Raw genomic sequence first — 18,963 nt, 5'->3', positions numbered from 1 at the left:
TGATTGCGTACATCAACTTATTTATATCAGGCAAGTATGCAGCTATAGGGTAACATCTATAGCCAAGCTATCAATCTAATTACTAACGCTTTAACAATCGCATATATGACTCCATTTAACAAACCCCATATCACCGGTAAAGAGGTACACCACATCTATGGTGCGGTGGCTACCGGACACATCAGTGGCAATGGCAGCTACACCAAAAAATGCCAAAATTATTTTCAGGAACGCTGGGGCTTTAAAAAGACCCTGCTCACCACCAGCTGCACCGATGCCCTGGAGATGGCCGCTCTTTTGTTGGATATTCAGCCGGGCGATGAAGTGATTATTCCCTCCTACACTTTTGTGAGCACAGCATTGGCTTTTGTGCGCCAAGGGGCTATTATTCGCTTTGCCGACAGCCGGCCCGACCATCCCGGCATTGATGAAAGCCAAATAGAAAGGCTCATCACCCCCAAAACCAAAGCCATTGTGCCCGTGCATTATGCCGGTGTGGCCTGCGATATGGATAAGATAATGGCCCTGGCCGATAAATACAATATTTTTGTAGTAGAGGACGCCGCACAAGCTGTGGATAGTTATTATAAAAGCCCCTCGTCGGTCCTCCCCAAAGGGGAGGAAGGCAGATCGCTGGGATCCATCGGTCACCTGGGGTGTTTCTCCTTCCACGAAACCAAGAACATTCAATGCGGCGAAGGTGGCTTATTAGCCATTAACGACGAGCGCTTTATCCAACGCGCCGAAATATTATGGGAGAAAGGAACCAACCGGGCCGAGTTTTTCCGTGGCGAAGTAAACAAATACGGCTGGGTAGATACGGGCAGCAGCTTTTTGCCGGGCGAAGTAACCGCCGCCTTCCTGTGGGCACAGCTCGAAGAACTGGATACCATACAAAAACGCCGCAACGAAATATGGCATACCTACAACGAAGGCCTAAAGGAATGGGCAGACCAACAGGACGTAAAACTCCCGACAATCCCACACCATGCCACGGTTAATGGCCACATGTTTTACATGATATGCCCCGATGGTGAATTCCGCACCCGCCTGATTGCCTACCTGCGCGAAAACGATATACACAGTGTGTTCCATTACCTGAGTCTGCACAAAAGCCCCTATTATAAAAACAAGTATGAAGGTCCGGAACTATCCCAATCCGACCGCTACTCGGATTGCCTGGTTCGACTGCCACTCTTTTACGACCTGGAACCGGCGATGCAGGAAAAGATTATGGATACCTTAAGGGAATTTAAATAATATCGTTTCATGTACAAGCAAATTCTTTTAGAAAAGAATAACTACCTCACCTTACTGTTTTGGCTACTAATAGGGATTGTAGCAGGACCGCTTACTTATGTAGCTGTTCCGGTGCATGTGCTTATGATTAAGCAAAAAGGTCAATGGCTGTGGATTCTTTTGGGGTTTTGGCTGGTGTTAACCGTTAGTGATAGCCGCCAGGGCATTTTTAGCTTTGCCAAAAACCTGAAAACAGCCATGATCTTAGTCATGGGCTATTTATACATGACGGCACCTAAAGGCCGCTATGATCACTTAGCTTTTTTACGCCCCTTTATTCCGTTTTTTGCATTAGCTTTCTTTTCGCTTTTATCGGGTCCTGTTGGGTTTACAGGCTTTCAGAAAACCCTGTCTTATCTATTGCTACTGGTGATCATTCCCTTTTTTGTAAATCTGTTAATCACTTATGAGCGCGATCGTTTTCTTTACCATCTGGTTATGATTGGCGTATTGGTGCTAACAGCCGGCTTGGCACTACGCTTTATGGCGCCGGGCTTTGTGATGTTTGCCGGCGGCCGTTACTCAGGCCTTTTAGGAAACCCCAATGCTATTGGCATCTATGGCTTTCTGTTTTTTGCGCTGTTCACGCTAACCATCCATTTTCAAAAACATCTGTTTACACGACCTCAAATCATTTTTATCTACAGTGTTATTCTCGCATCACTCATATTAGCCGGCTCACGTGGCGGTATTTTCTCTGCCCTGCTGTTTACCATGGCCTACATTCTGTTTAAGCGCAGCGTATTAGTCGCCTTTGTTGTGATGTCGCTGGTTTTTGCATCCTACCAATATGTGATGGCTAACTTCGAAACAATTGTCACCTCCCTGGGGTTGGCCGAATACTTCCGCTTAGAGAGTCTTGATTCAGGTTCGGGGCGTTTAGTGGTAGCCGAAATAGCGTGGAAGCATATAAAGATGAACTATTGGTTTAGCTATGGCTTCACTTATCACTTGCATATCCTTGCTCAATATGCCGATTATTTTGTCCAGCACGGACACCAGGGCAATGTGCATAATAGCTGGCTTACTATATGGATGGACACCGGTCTTGTTGGCCTTATATTATTTGCCTACGGCTGGTTAGCAAATTTCCGCCAAGCATCACGCCTCAGCCCTTTGGTATGGGCCGTTCTATTTGGTATGCTTCTTTCCATTAGTGTAGAATCATGGCTAGTGGCTTCCCTTAATCCATTTACAATTGTACTGGTGATTATCTTGAGTATGTTGGGAAATGAGGGGTTTTACAGGAATGAGGAGTTAGGGTGTGGGACATAGGACGTAGGGTGTGGGTTTTAGGATTCCTTTTACCTTTTACCCTATACCCTTCAACCTATTACCTACGACCTATATCCTAACCCCAACCAAAGACAAAATTTCAAAAATAAATAAGTTATGGAAAAATTCAGTTTTAAGGAATTAGTGGTTTGGCAGAAAGCTATGGATTTTGCTGACGAATGTCTTCAAATTACAGAAGCCATTAAAGGGCATTTTCGATTGTGTGAACAACTTGAAGCATGCTCTTGCTCCGTACCTTAAAATATTGCCGAGGGTAAAGGACGCTATTCAAAAAAGGAATTTATCCATTTTCTTCACATTGCCAGAGCTTCTTTATTCGAGTCAATTACAGTACTCAATCTTTTCTATAGAAGAGGGCACCTTCAACATTCTCAACTCGAATTACTAGAGAGTAAAAGCATGGAAATATTAAAAATGATAAACGCGCTCATATCCTCAAAGCGTTCAACCCTATAGCCTAAACCCCATAACCTATATTCTATACCCTAAACCCAATAACCTATAATAATCATGAAAATACTTTTCCTATACACCGAATTGGCCGGCTACGTAATGAGCTGCTTTAAGGCCTTAGCCGCCACACCACAATCCCTAAATCCTATACCCAATGGCCTAAACCACCCGATGGGTGTCGAAGTCCACGTGGTGCGCTGGCCGGTAAATAAAGAAGCGCCTTTTGCGTTTGATAGTCCGGATGGGGTACACATCTACAACCGGCCGGATTATACCGATGAGCTGCTGATGAAACTGGTGAATGACATTAATCCGGATAAGATCATCTGCAGCGGCTGGGTAGATAAAGGCTACCTGAAGGTGTGCAAGGCTTACAAAGGACAGGTACCCACCTTACTCACCCTCGATAACCATTGGTTTGGCAACGCGAAGCAACTGGTGATGCGCCTGCTGTCACCTTTCTTTATCCGCCGACACTTCTCGCATGCGTGGGTGCCCGGCGAGCCGCAGGCGGCCTATGCCCGTAAACTGGGCTTTGGCAAGCGTATCACCACCGGCTTTTACAGTGCTGACACCGCCCACTTTCAACAGATCTACAACGATAAAAAGCAGCTAACTGAAGTACCCAAACGCTTTTTGTACGTGGGACGTTATATAGCAGCCAAGGGGCTTGATCTGCTCTTTGAGGCTTTCATGGAATTGCAGAACGAACAGGCCTCGGAATGGGAGCTCTGGTGCCTGGGTACGGGCGAACTGTTTGATCAGCGCCCCCGGCACCCGAAGATTCAGCACCATGGCTTTGTGCAGCCTGCCGACATGCATCAATACCTGAGCGAGACAGGAGTGTTTGTGCTGCCCAGCCGCTTTGAGCCCTGGGGTGTAGTGGTACATGAGATGGCCGTGGCGGGCTTCCCAATGATCTGCTCCAATGCCATAGGCTCGGCCACCCGCTTTCTGCAGGATGGCCACAACGGTTTTATCTTTGAAAATGAAAACAAAGAAGCCTTGAAGCAGGCACTCAAAAAAACGATGGATATGGATCAGCTTACATTAAAAAACATGAGCCAGCAATCGCACCAATTGGGCATGCAGCATACGCCGGAAATATGGGCAGAGAAAGTGATGGGGATTTAGGTGTTAGGGCGCCTTCGGCTGTAGATTGTAGGGTTTAGGACATAGGATGTGCTAATTGGGTCGGCAGAAAAGCGGTTTGCGGTATGATGGTAAAGATTGAGGATTAGGTTATAGCACGTAGGATTTAGCGTATTAAGTCAATGGTTGGCAGAAAATAGCTTACCTCGTGCACCGCACTCCGGCAGAGCGTCAAACCATCACACTACTGCTCCGACTTGCCTAAAACCGCAGACATCCTAAAATCTAAACTCTTATACCTACACCGCATTTCCTAAGTCCTATACCCTACCCCCTATTTCATCCACTCTTCCAGCACCACCAAGGGCCAAATACGTGAATACGTTACGGAAGGATCTCCGTTTTTAAACTGTTTCCATAAATTCATCACCGCTGCTTCGTTAAAGAAATCACGTTTAGCCAGGCTGGCCAGTCGCTCATCAACAAAAGCATGTAACTCATTTTTTAGCCAGTGTTGCCAGGGGAATACAAATCCCATCTTGGGCCGGTTAACGATATAATCGGGCAAGAGGTCGGGCAAGCTATCCACCAGCAGCTTTTTAGGCGTTGTTGGGTATTTGATAGTATCGGGCAGACTCAGCATGTACTCCACCAGTTCATGGTCGAGGAAGGGCACCCTAAGCTCCAAGGCATGGGCCATACTCATCTGATCGCTATCCCTTAATAACACATTCTGCATATAGGTGCTTAACTCACCTATGGATACATTACTCAGCACCTGCTGCGGGTGTTCATTCATCAGAGCACTTAGGTAAGTTGCGGGCTTATGTGCAGGCAAGGCATCGCGGTTCAGCAGTCCGGCCAATTGATTATCCATCAGTGCCTGCCGCGATACCGCATACACGTCGGCAAACTGATAATCGGACATCTGCAACAGGCTGCGCATCTTTTCTGACGCTACGCCGGGCTTTAGCGTTTTCAGGATCGTGCCGGCCAATTGCCTGAATACACCGGGCGTGTTCCAAATCCATTTTTTACTGTCCAGGGTCATCATCCGCTTAAAGATGGGATAACCGGCAAAGAGCTCATCGCCCCCCAGCCCAGATAAAGCCATGGTGACACCCGCTTCCTTGGTTACCTTCGACACCAACCACGTATTAGGGCCATCACCACTGGGATGATCCATGCCGGCCAAGGCGTTTGGCAGGTAGTTAAGGAAATCTTCAGGGCTGAGTTTTATTTCAGTGTGATCGGTTCCGTTCATCTCGGCGATATGACGGGCATAACGGGCTTCGCTGAACTCCTCCTCGGCAAAGGAGATATTAAAGGTCTTTACAGTCTGATTGGATACCTTGCTCATGGCACCCACGATGGCACTGGAATCAATACCTCCTGACAGAAAGGCTCCGAAAGGCACGTCGGCCACCAGTCGCCGCTCCACAGAATTAAAGAACAACTCCCTTACCTTATGTTTAGCCTCCTCGTAGCTGGTGGTTCCCTGTATACTTTTCACCTCAGGCCGCCAATATTCAGTAACTACAGGTTGATCACCCAGCCTGAATCGTAACAACGAACCGGCCTTTAGCATGTTAACATCCTTCAATATGGTATCCGGTGCCTGCACGGTTTGATAACGCAGGTAATCCACCAGGCTATCGGGGTCAATGGTTTTCTCAACCAAACCGGAAGCCAGCAACGCACGCACCTCCGACGAAAACACCAATTGCCCCTTACTGTAATGCCAGTATAAAGGCTTAATGCCAAGCCGGTCGCGCACCAGGGTGAGTTGTTTTTGGTGGTGATCCCTGATAGCGATGGCAAACATACCGTTGAAGCGTTGCACGCATTCGGAACCCCACTTCTGCCACGCTGCCAGAATCACTTCACTGTCGGTATTAGAACGAAAGGGATAATCCAGCTCCTTACGAATCTCGCGATAGTTATATACCTCGCCATTAAACACCATGGTATAACGTCCATCCGGTGTCGTCATCGGCTGATGCCCGGCTGGTGACAGGTCGATAATCATCAGACGGCGGTGCCCCAATGCCACTTCATCGTTTACGAATGTCCCTTCATCATCCGGTCCCCGGTGTTGCAAGGCGGCATTCATCCTGCTGAGTCGATCCTGTTTATCCTTGCTGTCTGCTATTATTCCGTTTATTCCACACATTGCTAACTATTCTGTCGCCGCTCCGCGGCTATTTTATCCTATACCCTTTACCGTTTCATCGCTCTTCCGGAGTGCTCCGCGGCTACGATCCTAACCTGATGAGCCTGCCATATTAACGGTCACAAATATACAGGAAAGCATTTAGAATGCAACAGCCCGAAACCTGTCTGCGTACTTGTACCGGACAGCGTTGAGGAGTTTAACAGGGAATAATTATCTTTTAATGCTTCGTCAACCCCTAACGGGTTTCTTTCTATGTCCAATGAATTAGACTTTAAACCGCCCCACGTGGTCAGGTCGTACCGCCCAACGCGGTCATCTTCATTAACCGCCCCCTACGCGGTCAGGTTGTGCCGACGCAGACCGGTTGGGGCTATTCCCATTCAAAATCATGGTTCATTTTATTATAGCAATATTTAAAATTGGCTATATCGCCAAAATAATCACTGATACATTCATTGTACAGCGTATTCTCACATGATAGGTAATCCAAATAACTGCTCCAAGGGTATTCCATCGGGCTTGAAACAAAGTGATGATGAACAGAATTAGTATGAATGTAAATAACACATTGCTTCAGATAATCCGCTGAATCAACCAACCTTCTTTTAACGGCCGTTCGAATAAAGCGCCATGCCGGTTATTTTTCGTGTTATAATATTTGGCGTAGGCATTAAATAAGTGGGAGAAATGTTTTGTAGGGTTCGGTAGCCTGACAGCGTCATCGGACTGCCTCCCTAAACCTGTCTGCGTACTTGTACCGGACAGCGTTGAGGGATGGATATCAGCAATTCCCCGAAAGGTTGACGGGCCATCGTTTTCACCCTCTTCGACATCGTTGCCTTTTAACGCTGACGGGTCGTTGACGCCGTCAGGTAAAGGAACCGTTGCCCATTTATTTGTTGCAAAGTCTTTTACCCAGCCTAACTTGTCAGCGTCTTTAGTCCTGACAACGTTACGTGCGTTGGCCTTAACAACCTTCTCCATCGTATATTTATACCTGATGTCCTCCTTAATCTTAACCAAACAATGAAAGTGGTTCGATAAAAGTGTCCACGCATAAGTCTCCGCTATGGGGTCAATAAATTTTTCATACAGAACCAGAAAATGCTTATAATCCGCCTCCCCATCGAATAGATTGCAGCTGTTAATCCCCCGATTATAGATATGGTAAAACCTACCTGCTTCTATCTTTTCAAACGAATCAGCCATCGCCATTTGGTTTATAGCTGCAAAATCTGTCTGCGAACTTGTACCAGACAGCGTTAAAGCAGCGGTTAATCGAAAAGCTTCCTGTACGCCTCTTTCAGCGCCGGGTTATAAACAAAGGCCTCTGCCCGATTTCGTGCACCTGTGCACCAACTGTCGAACTCTTCCCGCTCCATCTCAAGCAGTGTACGAATTACTGCGCACCATGCACTACTTTCGGACTCTGGACCACGGACTCCGGACATCGGACATTGCACCCTGGACGCTGATTCTACATTCAACTCATCAACTTTTCCGCTTTTCAACTCAAGAGAGATATCCCACCCTGCTTTCTCATTTATTAATCCCCTCCACGGCGTCTGATCACTTATTAGTACGGGGCGTCCGGCGCTCAGACTTTCAAGAATCACATGCCCAAAATTCTCGCCGCGTGTGGGCAGATAGAGGGCGTGATACTGTTGGATGGTTTCCCCCACCAGGTCGGCATCCACTGTTCCCATGTGTTCCACCTGAATGTTATCAGGCAACTGCGCCATCACAGTCTGACACTGTTGCCAGTAGCTTTCGTTATAAACCTGCCCATACAGGTGAAAAGTGATGTTTCCGGCCACATGGCCCAGCCCGGCCAATTGCTCCAGGGCAAACAGGGTGTTTTTCTCGGGAGCTATACGCGCCAGGCTCACCAGTCGCAGGTTGCCACGCTGCTTTGCGATAGGTTTTATGGCCGGCAGCTTACTTTTGGGCAGGTTATCGGCTATCTTTATCCGGATATTTTTACCCAAACTATCTTTTATGTCTTGCTTTTCCTTTTCGTTGGTAGCATGAAACACTGTGTTTTTGTATAAATCAGCCAGACGAGCCAGGCGCAGAAATAACTTTTTCTTACCTTCCTTTACATCTATAGCACTGGCAGCCAACATGCCCCGTGCCGCTACAATCACCTGATGCGCACCAGCCTTCTTTGCCACCATCAATGGCAGGATAGAAAACTTCCACGAATATACCCCATTGATATAAACAGCATTCGGGTTCATCTCCCTGATCAGGTTGCGGTAGTTCTTTTTATCCTGATGCGCCTCATCGGCATAAAATACTTTTACATGCGGACTAAAGTCCACCCAGGTATTACTCTCAATGCCCGTATAAGGTGTTGTTTCAGTATAATCGGTATTCCGTGTGACAATATAAAACGCATAGTCATCTTTCAGGTACTCCACCATATTAGCCATGGAACGCACCGGTCCACCTGCTTTGTAGCCGGGCAGAAACCAGTCTATGAAGATGAGGATTTTACGCTTAGGTGTTTGCTTTTTCATGTAGGCGAAGATAGTGAATAGTCTTCTTAGTCTGAAAAATTAAGCTTCTATTGGGCTGCTTAATTCCCCATCGCCTTGCAGGCACTTCCCCCGGGGGAAGAGGCCCCATCCGGCTGCGCGGACTTCCCCAAGGGGAAGAGAGAGAACAAAAAAAGCGGCCTCGGCCGCTTTTCAGTATCATTGATTATACCTTATTATTTGGCGTAACTGATGGCACGCGTCTCGCGGATCACTGTAATCTTCACCTGACCTGGATAGGTCATTTCAGTTTGTATCTTACGCGCAATGTCATACGATAGCTCCTCGGCTTCTTTATCCGTTGTTTTCTCCGCACCCACAATCACGCGCAGCTCACGACCGGCTTGTATGGCATAGGTCTTCAGCACACCCGGGTAGGACAATGCGAGATTTTCCAAATCCTTCAAACGCTTGATATAAGCCTCGATGATTTCACGACGGGCACCGGGACGGGCACCCGAGATAGCATCACACACCTGCACGATGGGCGCTATCATGGTGGTCATCTCCACTTCATCGTGGTGGGCACCAATGGCGTTACAAATATCAGGTTTCTCCTTATACTTCTCGGCCAGCTTCATACCCAGGATAGCGTGTGGTAATTCCGGATCCTCATCGGACACCTTACCAATATCGTGCAATAAACCGGCTCGCTTAGCACGCTTGGCGTTCAAGCCCAATTCGGTCGCCATAATGGCACACAGGTTGGCCGTTTCGCGCGAGTGCTGCAACAGGTTTTGCCCGTAGGATGAACGGTACTTCATCTTACCCACTAGCTTAATCAGCTCGGAGTGCAGACCATGAATACCCAAGTCTATGGCAGTGCGCTTACCGGTTTCCAGAATCTCCTCTTCCACCTGCTTGCGTACCTTATTTACTACTTCTTCAATGCGTGCGGGGTGTATACGACCGTCGGTTACCAGCTGGTGCAAAGCCAGACGAGCAATTTCACGACGCATGGGGTCAAAGGCCGATAATACGATGGCCTCGGGGGTATCATCCACAATTATCTCAACACCTGTAGCAGCTTCCAGTGCTCGGATATTACGTCCTTCACGACCAATAATACGACCCTTCATCTCATCCGAATCAATGTGGAAGATGGTCACTGAATTTTCGATAGCCGTTTCAGTCGCCACGCGCTGCACTGTTTGTAACACAATGCGTTTGGCCTCTTTATTGGCATTAATTTTCGCATCGTCCATAATATCATTGATGTACGACATGGCCTCAGTCTTGGCCTCTGCCTTCAGGCTCTCCATCAGCATTTCTTTGGCCTCATCGCCCGACATGCCTGAAATGGCTTCCAGCTGCTCTACCTGCTGTTTATGCGCCTTATTTACTTCCTCAGTCTTCTTTTCCACCAGCTCCAGCTGTGCCGTCAGGTTTTCACGTATGGCCTCCACCTCTTTCTTCTTGCGATTGTGCTCTTCAATACGCTGCGAAAGGTTCGACTCCTTCTGCTTCATTTTGTTTTCAGCATTCACCATGCGGGCGTTACGAGAATTGATCTCCTTCTCGTGTTCGGTGCGCAGCTGCAAAAATTTCTCTTTTGCTTGCAGAATCTTGTCTTTTTTGATCACTTCGGCCTCTGCCTCGGCCTCCCTTACAATTTGTTCACTTCTTGTTTTAAGCGCTTTTGTAATAATCAGCCATGTTACAAAAGCACCTAACAGAAGCGCCCCAATTGCAATTCCTATTACTATTGGTAAACTCATGTTTATCGTATTTATATATATAACAAAACCGCATTATTTCATTAGTCTCCTAATTATAGGAGTACAATAAACAATGCGGGTAAAATTCTAATTAATATGTACTTATCTAATAAACAACGTCTGTTTTATCAGACAGCACTTTTTCCAATTGCGCGTTTAAATCACGTACCAACTCAATAAAAGGATCCACATCGTGGCGATTTTCCAATTCCAACAGTTTAATCACATACTGTAAGGTGGCCATAGCCAAAAAATCCTGCACATCTTTATCTGAATACCGTTGCTTATATTGTAAAACCTTTTCGTTAATGAGCTTAGCAGCAAGACGAATACGCTCTTCATCGTTGCGATCGATGCGTAAGGGGTAAAACCTATCGGCAATGTTTACACGTATCGAGAGTTTATCGTCCATTTAATTAGCTTAACGGTTTAAAAGCGCAATACACTTATCAATTTCCCGCACAATTTGACCAATTCGCTTTTTGGTATCACCGGCTTCTGAACTACCGATCACCAAGTCTTTCGTAATCTTTAAATTGTTGAATCGCTGCTCCAGGTTATGGTATTCCCGGGCGGCATCTTCCAGCTGATTCGTTAATCTACTCTTCTCTCCTTCCAACAACTGCACTTCCGATTTCAAGCTTTGATAGCGTTGTATCAACTTGTTAATCTTGTCTTTTAACTCAACAATTAATTCGCTATTTGGGTCTGTCATGGCCAAATTTTTCAATACAAAGTTAACATTGGTTTTATAATATAAAAAAAAACCTTTAACTCTTTTGGGGGTTTACCTTTTGAATGAAAAACACTTTTTCTGCCGGCAATACCCCGAACGGAAAGCAAGATAATTAAAATTCAGCTACATTTGCCCCTGATATGATAAAAACTGAGCGAAAGAATAAGATGGAGGACTGGCTGCCTACCTCTGCCAAGGAAGTAGAACGCCGCGGATGGGATAGCATAGATGTTATTCTTTTTACCGGTGATGCCTATATTGACCACCCGGCTTTTGGAGCCGCCGTGATCGGTCGCTTGCTGGAAGCCCATGGCTTGCGGGTTGCCATTGTGCCTCAACCCAACTGGCGCGATGATCTGCGGGACTTTAAAAAGCTGGGACGCCCTAACTATTTCTTTGGAGTGACTGCCGGTGCCATGGACTCCATGGTCAACCACTATACGGCCAACCGACGTCTGCGCTCTGATGATGCCTATACGCCCGACGGTCGTGCAGGGCAGCGACCCGATTATGCCTCGGTGGTATATTGTAATATATTGAAAGACCTCTTCCCCGATGTACCCGTGCTGCTGGGCGGCATTGAGGCCTCTCTGCGGCGTGTAAGTCACTACGATTATTGGTCAGACAAACTAAGGCCCGGCATACTGGCCGATGCACGGGCCGATCTGATGGTATATGGCATGGGTGAACAACCGCTGCTGGAGATCATCCGCCTGATGGATCGCGGCGTGCCGATGGAAAGTCTGAAAACAATTCCTCAAACCGCCTTTTTACAAGCCAAAGAGAGTGATTTACCCAAGAATAAAAACTGGAAAGACATTGTACTGAATAGTCATGAAGACTGTTTGGCCGATAAAATAAAATATGCCCGTAACTTCCGGCACATCGAAGAAGAATCGAACCGCTGGCATGCTGCGCGACTCAGTCAGGACACAGGCGAACACAAGGTGGTAATCAATCCGCCTTATCCACCCATGACCAGCCGCGAGATGGACGCCTCCTTTGACCTGCCTTATACACGATTGCCACACCCGCGTTACGTGGCCAAAGGAGCAATTCCTGCCTTTGAAATGATCAAATTCTCGGTGAATATGCACCGGGGCTGCTTTGGCGGCTGCAGCTTCTGCACCATTTCGGCCCACCAGGGCAAGTTCATCGCCTCCCGCTCCAAGGAAAGTATCCTGAAAGAAGTGGATGCCATTACCCAGATGCCTGATTTTAAGGGCTACCTGTCGGATCTGGGCGGCCCCAGTGCCAATATGTACCGCATGGCCGGTAAAAACCTGCGCATCTGCGAGCGATGTACCCGTCCGTCGTGTATTCATCCCAACATATGCACCAACCTGAATACCGACCACAGCGCCATGACGGAATTGTATGAACAGGTGAGTCAGCATCCTAACATTAAGAAAGCCTTTATCGGCAGCGGAGTGCGTTACGACATGCTATACAACCCCATGGCATCGGCTGATGAAAAAGAGAGCCATAAACGGTATATGCAAAGACTGATTGAGCACCATGTATCGGGTCGCCTGAAGGTAGCACCTGAGCATACCTCCGATCAGGTGCTTAAAATCATGCGCAAGCCTACTTTTAAACTGTTTCATAAGTTCAAGGCCGATTTCGATCGCATTAACAAAGCCAAAAAACTAAATCAGCAGATCATCCCTTACTTTATCTCCAGCCACCCGGGCAGCGAAGAGTTGGATATGGCTAACCTAGCCTGTGAGACGCACGATATGGATTTTAAATTGGAACAGGTACAGGACTTTACCCCAACCCCCATGACAGTGGCTACCGTTATCTATTATTCCGGCGTGCATCCCTATACCCTGGAAGAAACTTATACGCCCCGCACTAAAAACGAGAAATTACAGCAGCGAATGTACCTGTTTTGGTACAAGAAAGAGTACCAAGCCAAAATTAAAGAGCGGCTTAAGAATTTCAAGCGTTTCGATATGCTGAAAAAGCTATTTCCCGACAAGGATGGGAAGCCGGCACCTAAGCCCGCGGGCAAAGGCAAGCACAAGAAACACAAAACGAATACTAAGCACCCAAAGAAATACAGATCATGATAAAAAAAATATTCTACGGACTAAGTTTACTCACCCTGTGCGCCTGCGCTGAACTGACGGCCGTGATGGATACCTACACCACCAATGCACCACTTACGGAAAATGAAGTGGCTCAAGGCCTGAAAGAAGCCCTGCGCGTGGGCACCGATTCGGCAGCCGCACGCCTTGGACAGCAGGATGGCTATTACGGCGATGCCCTGGTGAAAATACAGCTGCCTCCTCAGACCGATATTATTGTGGAAAATGCCGGTAAAATACCCGGTGGCCAGCGCCTTGTTGAAGATGTACTGCGGCATATCAACCGGGCAGCCGAACAGGCGGCAGGCGAAGCGGGTCCTGTATTTTGGGAGGCCATCCGGCAAATGAGCATAAGCGATGCCTTTACCCTGTTGAAGGGTGAGCCAAGCGCTGCCACCGATTATCTGAAAGAAAACACCTACGACGCACTCTTCGAGCTATACCAGCCAAAGATAGAGGCCGCACTGGATAAGGAAATAGCTGCCGGCATCTCCCCCAATGCATCGTGGGAATCCATGACCAACAAATGGAACCGCATTGCCGATAACCCCCTGGGTAAAATGGCCGGCCTTAATGCGGTGAAGGTCGATTTGGATACTTACCTGACCCAAGAGGCCCTGAATGGCCTGTTCGTAAAAATTGCCCAGGAGGAAGCTGCCATCCGCGAAAATCCTCAGGCTCGTGTTAACGCCCTCTTAAAACGTGTTTTTGGCAGCTAGCAGTAGGTATTGAATGCTCCTATTAATAAACTCTTTACGGAACGGTTTTTTTAGGTACCATGCGATAGAGCACCCTTTTATAAAATATATCCAACACGCTGCTAAAGACGGATTACCCAGGATGGGCTGTAACATCCGGAAATAATTGAAACGGTGAATGCAATTAAGTGATGAACAAAGAGCCATTATTGACCACGATGGCAACCTGAAAGTAAATGCGGTGGCCGGCTCAGGCAAAACGACCACCATTATGGAATATGCACGGCGGCGCCCTAAAGCTTCCATCCTCTACCTGGCTTTTAACAAGTCGGTGAAACTGGAGGCCGAACAGAAACTTGCGCAGATGCAACTGACGCATGTACGGGTGGAAACAGCCCATTCACTGGCCTATAAATACCTGGCTCCCTATCGGCAATACCGCTTACGTTTCGACTACAAACCCCATGAGATTGTGCAGATACTGGGTATACAACCTAGTGCTGGCGATTTATCGCACCTGAAGATGGCCAGCCATATTGGGCTGTTCGTGCGCTACTTTTGCAATTCAAAAGCAAGGAAAGTACTGGATATCGATTACCTGGAGACCCTCACCAGTGCGGAAAGCCTGGACTTTGCCACGCAGTATTATGATGCCATCGCCCATTACACCCGGCTATTTCTGGCCAAAATGCAACGGGGCGAGATACCTATCATACACGATTTTTACCTGAAACAATTTCAACTCAGCAAACCCTCCCTACCTTACGATTATATTCTTTTTGATGAAGGACAGGATGCCTCGGGTGCCATGCTGGATACCGTGCTGCAACAAAGGGCTAAGATCATTATCATTGGCGACCAACATCAACAGATCTACGGTTGGCGCTATGCCGTAAACGCACTCCAGCAAATCAGCTATCCCTCATTAAACCTGAGCAATAGCTTTCGCTTCAATCAGGAAATAGCCCGATTGGCCAAATCCATACTGGGCTGGAAAACAGAGATTGGCCAGATAAGCCAAGCCCGTATACAGGGTCTGGGGGTGCATAACGCAATCAAGTCACGCCTCCTATTGGCCCGCTCCAACAGCAAGCTGGTAACCAAGGCCATTGAGCTGCTGGTACAACGAAAAGACATTGATAGCATCTATTTTGAGGGGCAATTAAGCTCCTACACCTTTTCCGACGACGGCGGCTCCATTTATGATGTACTGAATCTGTATAATAATCAGCGTCATTTGATTAAAGATGACCTGCTGAAGACTATGCCGTCCTTCGACCACTTAAAAGACTATTTGGAAGAGACTTCCGACACCTCACTAAAAGGCTTGGTTGACCTGGTGCAGACCTACAATAAAGACATCCCTTACTATCTAAATCGCATTAAAACCTGCTGTGTGGACGAGGCCGATAAACACCGCGCCGAGATGGTGTTTTCCACCGTACACAAAGCCAAGGGGCTGGAATACGATGAAGTATTTCTTACGGATGACTTTATTAACGAGCAGCAAATCATGGACTTAAAGCCAGCCCTTAAGGCGCAGGAACTAAGTGCTGACACCCTTGCCGAAGAGATTAACCTGCTATATGTAGCCGCTACCCGTACCAAGGCACGGCTGCACATCCCCCTGCATCTGTTGCCCAGCGGCTATCATATCCATCAGCATGAAAGCGTGGACAACGATGTGAATGCCTTTGCACGCAATAGCAAACCCCGCCCCAAAGCCCCACGGCGTAATCAGCTGTGGTCGCGCAGCGAGGAAGCAGAACTCAAGCAACTGTATATACAAGGTAAAACAGTGAAGGAAATAGCGCTCCTTTTGGGACGCAGTCAAACAGCTATTATTAAGCGCGTTGATAAGCTGGACTTAAGGTTTTAATTTAACAACATACACAAAACAAAACGAAGATGAAGAAACTTTGTGACCTGCTGATAATTGCCCAAAAGGGTATGGGCAACGGCGATCCCGCCCTGAGCCTTGAGCTATTGGGTAAATACTTTAACATTCTGATACGGGATAACCGACAGCCGGCTTTTATCGCCTTTTACAATGAGGGGGTAAAGATAGTGGCGGAGAACAGTGAATTTACCGGACAGCTGCAAACCCTGCAGGAGCGCGGAGTGAAAATGATCGTCTGTTCTACCTGCCTCGATCATTACGGTATTGATAACATTGTGGCCGGCCACAAGGGTACCATGCCCGATATCATCACCTTACAAAGCGATGCCACAAAGGTATTGACCTTATAGTTACAAAATAAATGAGCCAAGGTAAAATGCACTTTATCAGCAATGAGACAGTGCATTATATCTTGGCTTGTAACTTTTTAACACCCATCGAAAGAATAACAGCACGCACAAGCAATGGCCGAATCATCCGATAAGCAAGATCCTATATATATTTACTTACTCAGTATAAATCTCTTTCTTGGCCGACTTAAGCGTGTTGATGATTAACGAAGTAATTGTCATGGGACCCACACCACCCGGAACAGGCGTGATATAGGAGCATTTGGGCGCCACCTCGTCGAAGAGCACATCTCCTTTTAAGCGCCATCCTGATTTGGTATCGGTGGCCGGCACACGCGTGGTACCCACATCAATCACCACAGCACCCTCTTTCACCATATCACCCTTTACGAAGCCCGGAACACCAATGGCCGCGATAATAATGTCGGCATCCAAACATAAGGCTTTAAGATTAGCTGTACGACTGTGTGCTACTGTTACGGTGGCATTGCCCGGATTTCCCTTTTGCGACAGCAGGATACTCATAGGGCGTCCCACAATATTGCTACGACCAATCACCACCACGTGCTTACCCGCTGTTTCTATCTCGTAGCGCTTTAACAGCTCCATGATACCCTGGGGTGTAGCCGATACAAAAGCCGGCATACCAATGGCCATACGCCCCACATTAACCGGGTGGAAGCCGTCCACATCCTTTCGGGGATCAATAGCCTCGTTAACCTTCTCTTCATCAATATGCTTAGGCAGTGGCAGCTGAACAATAAATCCATCCACATCGGGATCCTCATTCAAGGCCTTTACCTGGCTTAGCAACTCGGCTTCTGTCACCTCCTGCTCAAAACGTATAAGACTCGACTTAAAACCCACTTCTTCACAGGCCTTCATTTTTCCGGCCACATACGATTCGCTTCCTCCATCGTGCCCCACCAATATGGCCGCCAAGTGAGGTACTTTGGCGCCGCGGGCCTTTAATTCCGCCACTTCGGCCGCAATTTCCTTACGTACTTCTTTCGATGTTAGTTTTCCATCAATCAGTTGCATGCTGTTTATTTTAGGGGTTACTATATAAAAAAAGAAGCACAAGCGTGCTTCTTTTTCTCTTTTCTTTATTTATCGACGCCGTCCCATGGGCATTTTACCCATCATCTTGCCCATTTTATTGCCCGAGGTCATCATTTTCATGACCTTGCGTGTATCATCAAATTGCTTTATGAGTCGGTTCACCTCCTGTATGGATGTACCGCTACCGGAAGCAATACGTTTCTTGCGACTGCCATTGATGATAGCAGGCTGCTCGCGCTCTGCCGGTGTCATGGAACGGATGATGGCTTCGATACCTTTAAAGGCGTCATCATCGAAATCGATATTCTTCATCATCTTACCCATTCCCGGTATCATGGCTGCCAGATCCTTGAGGTTACCCATCTTTTTGATCTGTTGTATCTGCTTCAGGAAATCGTCGAAATTAAACTGATTTTTAGCGATTTTCTTTTGCAGCTTACGGGCTTCTTCCTCATCATACTGCTCCTGTGCACGCTCCACCAGCGAAACGATATCACCCATACCCAATATACGATCGGCCATACGGCTTGGGTGGAACACATCAAGCGCTTCCATTTTTTCACCCGTACCCACAAACTTAATGGGTTTATCTACCACGCTACGGATGGACAAGGCCGCACCACCGCGAGTATCACCATCGAGCTTGGTTAGCACCACCCCGTCGAAATCCAGACGATCGTTAAACTCTTTGGCCGTATTTACCGCATCCTGACCCGTCATGGAATCCACCACAAACAGAATTTCATCGGGATTAACGGCTTTTTTAACCGCAGAGATCTCTTCCATCATTTGCTCATCGATGGCAAGACGACCGGCGGTATCAATAATCACCACATCGTGTGCCCCCTTCTTGGCCAGCTTAATACCGTCGGTGGCCAGCTTCACCGGATCCTTGGATCCCTCCTCGGTATATACAGTAGCGCCGATCTGCTCGCCTAATACCTGCAGCTGATTGATGGCCGCCGGACGATACACATCGCCTGCCACCAATAACGGATTCTTACCCCGCTTGGTCTTCAGCAGGTTGGCCAACTTACCGGTAAAAGTCGTTTTACCCGATCCTTGCAAACCGGCAATCAGTATAATACTGGGATTATTCTTCAGGTCAATATCGATGGAAGTACCGCCCATTAAAACGGCTAGCTCATCGTGCACCAGCTTCACCATCATCTCTCCCGGCTTCACAGCATTCAGAACATCCTGACCCATGGCCTTGTTCTTCACGGTTTCGGTAAAGGTTTTGGCGGTTTTATAGTTAACATCGGCATCCAACAGTGCACGTCGAACATCCTTAAGTGTCTCGGCAATATTTAGTTCGGTGATTTTACTCTCACCTTTCAATAGTTTAAAGGACCTCTCAAGCCTTTCGCTCAGATTTTCAAACATTCCTGTGACGATTTTAAATTTTCCTGCAAAATTAAAAAAATAATAAGAGATAGTCCGCAGTTTTTTACTATTAAGCGATAGTTTCCCTCATTGGATTCCTGTCTTGCTACGGACACAAAGCAAATACATCAACGCATGAGTCTGATGAACAAATACATAGAATG

The 18,963-nt window shown here is 47.3% G+C and carries 17 protein-coding genes; 9 read left to right on the top strand and 8 right to left on the bottom strand.

From position 1 onward, the window contains the following. Positions 1-105: 105 nt before the first annotated feature. From rffA to ACRD7A_RS03810, 5 genes are all read left to right on the top strand, one after another. Positions 106-1,260, top strand: a complete 1,155-nt coding sequence (rffA, locus tag ACRD7A_RS03830; RefSeq protein ID WP_430810973.1) for a dTDP-4-amino-4,6-dideoxygalactose transaminase — start codon at positions 106-108, stop codon at positions 1,258-1,260. 9 nt (positions 1,261-1,269) lie between these two features. Beyond that, positions 1,270-2,574 (top strand): O-antigen ligase family protein, encoded by a 1,305-nt coding sequence (locus ACRD7A_RS03825; RefSeq protein WP_430810972.1) that lies wholly within the window; start codon positions 1,270-1,272, stop codon positions 2,572-2,574. Between the two features lie 117 nt (positions 2,575-2,691). Further along, positions 2,692-2,835, top strand: coding sequence for a four helix bundle protein (locus ACRD7A_RS03820; protein ID WP_430810971.1), 144 nt, complete (start codon positions 2,692-2,694; stop codon positions 2,833-2,835). A gap of 3 nt (positions 2,836-2,838) precedes the next feature. Beyond that, positions 2,839-3,051, top strand: a complete 213-nt coding sequence (locus ACRD7A_RS03815) for a four helix bundle protein (RefSeq protein ID WP_430810997.1) — start codon at positions 2,839-2,841, stop codon at positions 3,049-3,051. Between the two features lie 54 nt (positions 3,052-3,105). After that, positions 3,106-4,182 carry a glycosyltransferase family 4 protein gene (locus tag ACRD7A_RS03810; RefSeq protein WP_430810970.1) on the top strand — a complete coding sequence of 359 codons (1,077 nt, stop codon included), beginning with the start codon at positions 3,106-3,108 and terminating at the stop codon, positions 4,180-4,182. A 292-nt stretch (positions 4,183-4,474) separates the two neighbouring features. On the opposite strand, the gene asnB is transcribed toward ACRD7A_RS03810, so the two are convergent. The 6 genes from asnB to ACRD7A_RS03780 form a co-directional block, all read right to left on the bottom strand. Then, positions 4,475-6,313 carry an asparagine synthase (glutamine-hydrolyzing) gene (gene asnB, locus ACRD7A_RS03805; protein WP_430810969.1) on the bottom strand — a complete coding sequence of 613 codons (1,839 nt, stop codon included), beginning with the start codon at positions 6,311-6,313 and terminating at the stop codon, positions 4,475-4,477. 576 nt (positions 6,314-6,889) lie between these two features. After that, entirely contained in the window at positions 6,890-7,525 is a 636-nt protein-coding gene (locus tag ACRD7A_RS03800) for a hypothetical protein (protein ID WP_430810968.1), read from the bottom strand. 65 nt (positions 7,526-7,590) lie between these two features. After that, positions 7,591-8,838, bottom strand: a complete 1,248-nt coding sequence (locus ACRD7A_RS03795; protein ID WP_430810967.1) for a glycosyltransferase family 4 protein — start codon at positions 8,836-8,838, stop codon at positions 7,591-7,593. Positions 8,839-9,032: 194 nt separating this feature from the next. Next, entirely contained in the window at positions 9,033-10,574 is a 1,542-nt protein-coding gene (rny, locus tag ACRD7A_RS03790) for a ribonuclease Y (RefSeq protein WP_430810966.1), read from the bottom strand. 106 nt (positions 10,575-10,680) lie between these two features. Continuing rightward, positions 10,681-10,986 carry a cell division protein ZapA gene (locus ACRD7A_RS03785; protein ID WP_430810965.1) on the bottom strand — a complete coding sequence of 102 codons (306 nt, stop codon included), beginning with the start codon at positions 10,984-10,986 and terminating at the stop codon, positions 10,681-10,683. Positions 10,987-10,995: 9 nt separating this feature from the next. Beyond that, the gene (locus tag ACRD7A_RS03780; protein ID WP_430810964.1) at positions 10,996-11,289 is read right to left on the bottom strand and encodes a DUF3450 domain-containing protein; all 294 of its coding nucleotides are present in this window, start codon (positions 11,287-11,289) and stop codon (positions 10,996-10,998) included. Between the two features lie 161 nt (positions 11,290-11,450). On the opposite strand from ACRD7A_RS03780, the gene ACRD7A_RS03775 reads away from it, so the two are divergent. The 4 genes from ACRD7A_RS03775 to ACRD7A_RS03760 all read left to right on the top strand — a co-directional run bounded on the left by ACRD7A_RS03775 (position 11,451) and on the right by ACRD7A_RS03760 (position 16,351). Beyond that, positions 11,451-13,385, top strand: a complete 1,935-nt coding sequence (locus ACRD7A_RS03775) for a YgiQ family radical SAM protein (RefSeq protein WP_430810963.1) — start codon at positions 11,451-11,453, stop codon at positions 13,383-13,385. Next, complete coding sequence (locus ACRD7A_RS03770) at positions 13,382-14,122, top strand: DUF4197 domain-containing protein (RefSeq protein ID WP_430810962.1); 741 nt, start codon at positions 13,382-13,384, stop codon at positions 14,120-14,122. The genes ACRD7A_RS03775 and ACRD7A_RS03770 overlap by 4 nt, the downstream gene beginning before the upstream one ends. Before the next feature lie 157 nt (positions 14,123-14,279). After that, on the top strand, positions 14,280-15,980 hold the full coding sequence (locus tag ACRD7A_RS03765) for a UvrD-helicase domain-containing protein (protein ID WP_430810961.1): 1,701 nt from the start codon (positions 14,280-14,282) through the stop codon (positions 15,978-15,980). A 29-nt stretch (positions 15,981-16,009) separates the two neighbouring features. Beyond that, a complete protein-coding gene (locus ACRD7A_RS03760; protein WP_430810960.1) occupies positions 16,010-16,351 on the top strand; it encodes a DsrE family protein in 342 nt (113 codons plus the stop codon). A gap of 156 nt (positions 16,352-16,507) precedes the next feature. On the opposite strand, the gene folD is transcribed toward ACRD7A_RS03760, so the two are convergent. Further along, positions 16,508-17,392 (bottom strand): bifunctional methylenetetrahydrofolate dehydrogenase/methenyltetrahydrofolate cyclohydrolase FolD, encoded by an 885-nt coding sequence (gene folD / locus ACRD7A_RS03755; RefSeq protein ID WP_430810959.1) that lies wholly within the window; start codon positions 17,390-17,392, stop codon positions 16,508-16,510. Positions 17,393-17,461: 69 nt separating this feature from the next. Continuing rightward, positions 17,462-18,799 carry a signal recognition particle protein gene (gene ffh, locus ACRD7A_RS03750; RefSeq protein ID WP_430810958.1) on the bottom strand — a complete coding sequence of 446 codons (1,338 nt, stop codon included), beginning with the start codon at positions 18,797-18,799 and terminating at the stop codon, positions 17,462-17,464. Positions 18,800-18,963: the final 164 nt, after the last annotated feature.

Source organism: Carboxylicivirga longa, from assembly GCF_050589825.1.
Taxonomy (GTDB): domain Bacteria; phylum Bacteroidota; class Bacteroidia; order Bacteroidales; family Marinilabiliaceae; genus Carboxylicivirga; species Carboxylicivirga longa.
This window is presented reverse-complemented; position numbering and strand designations above follow the sequence as displayed.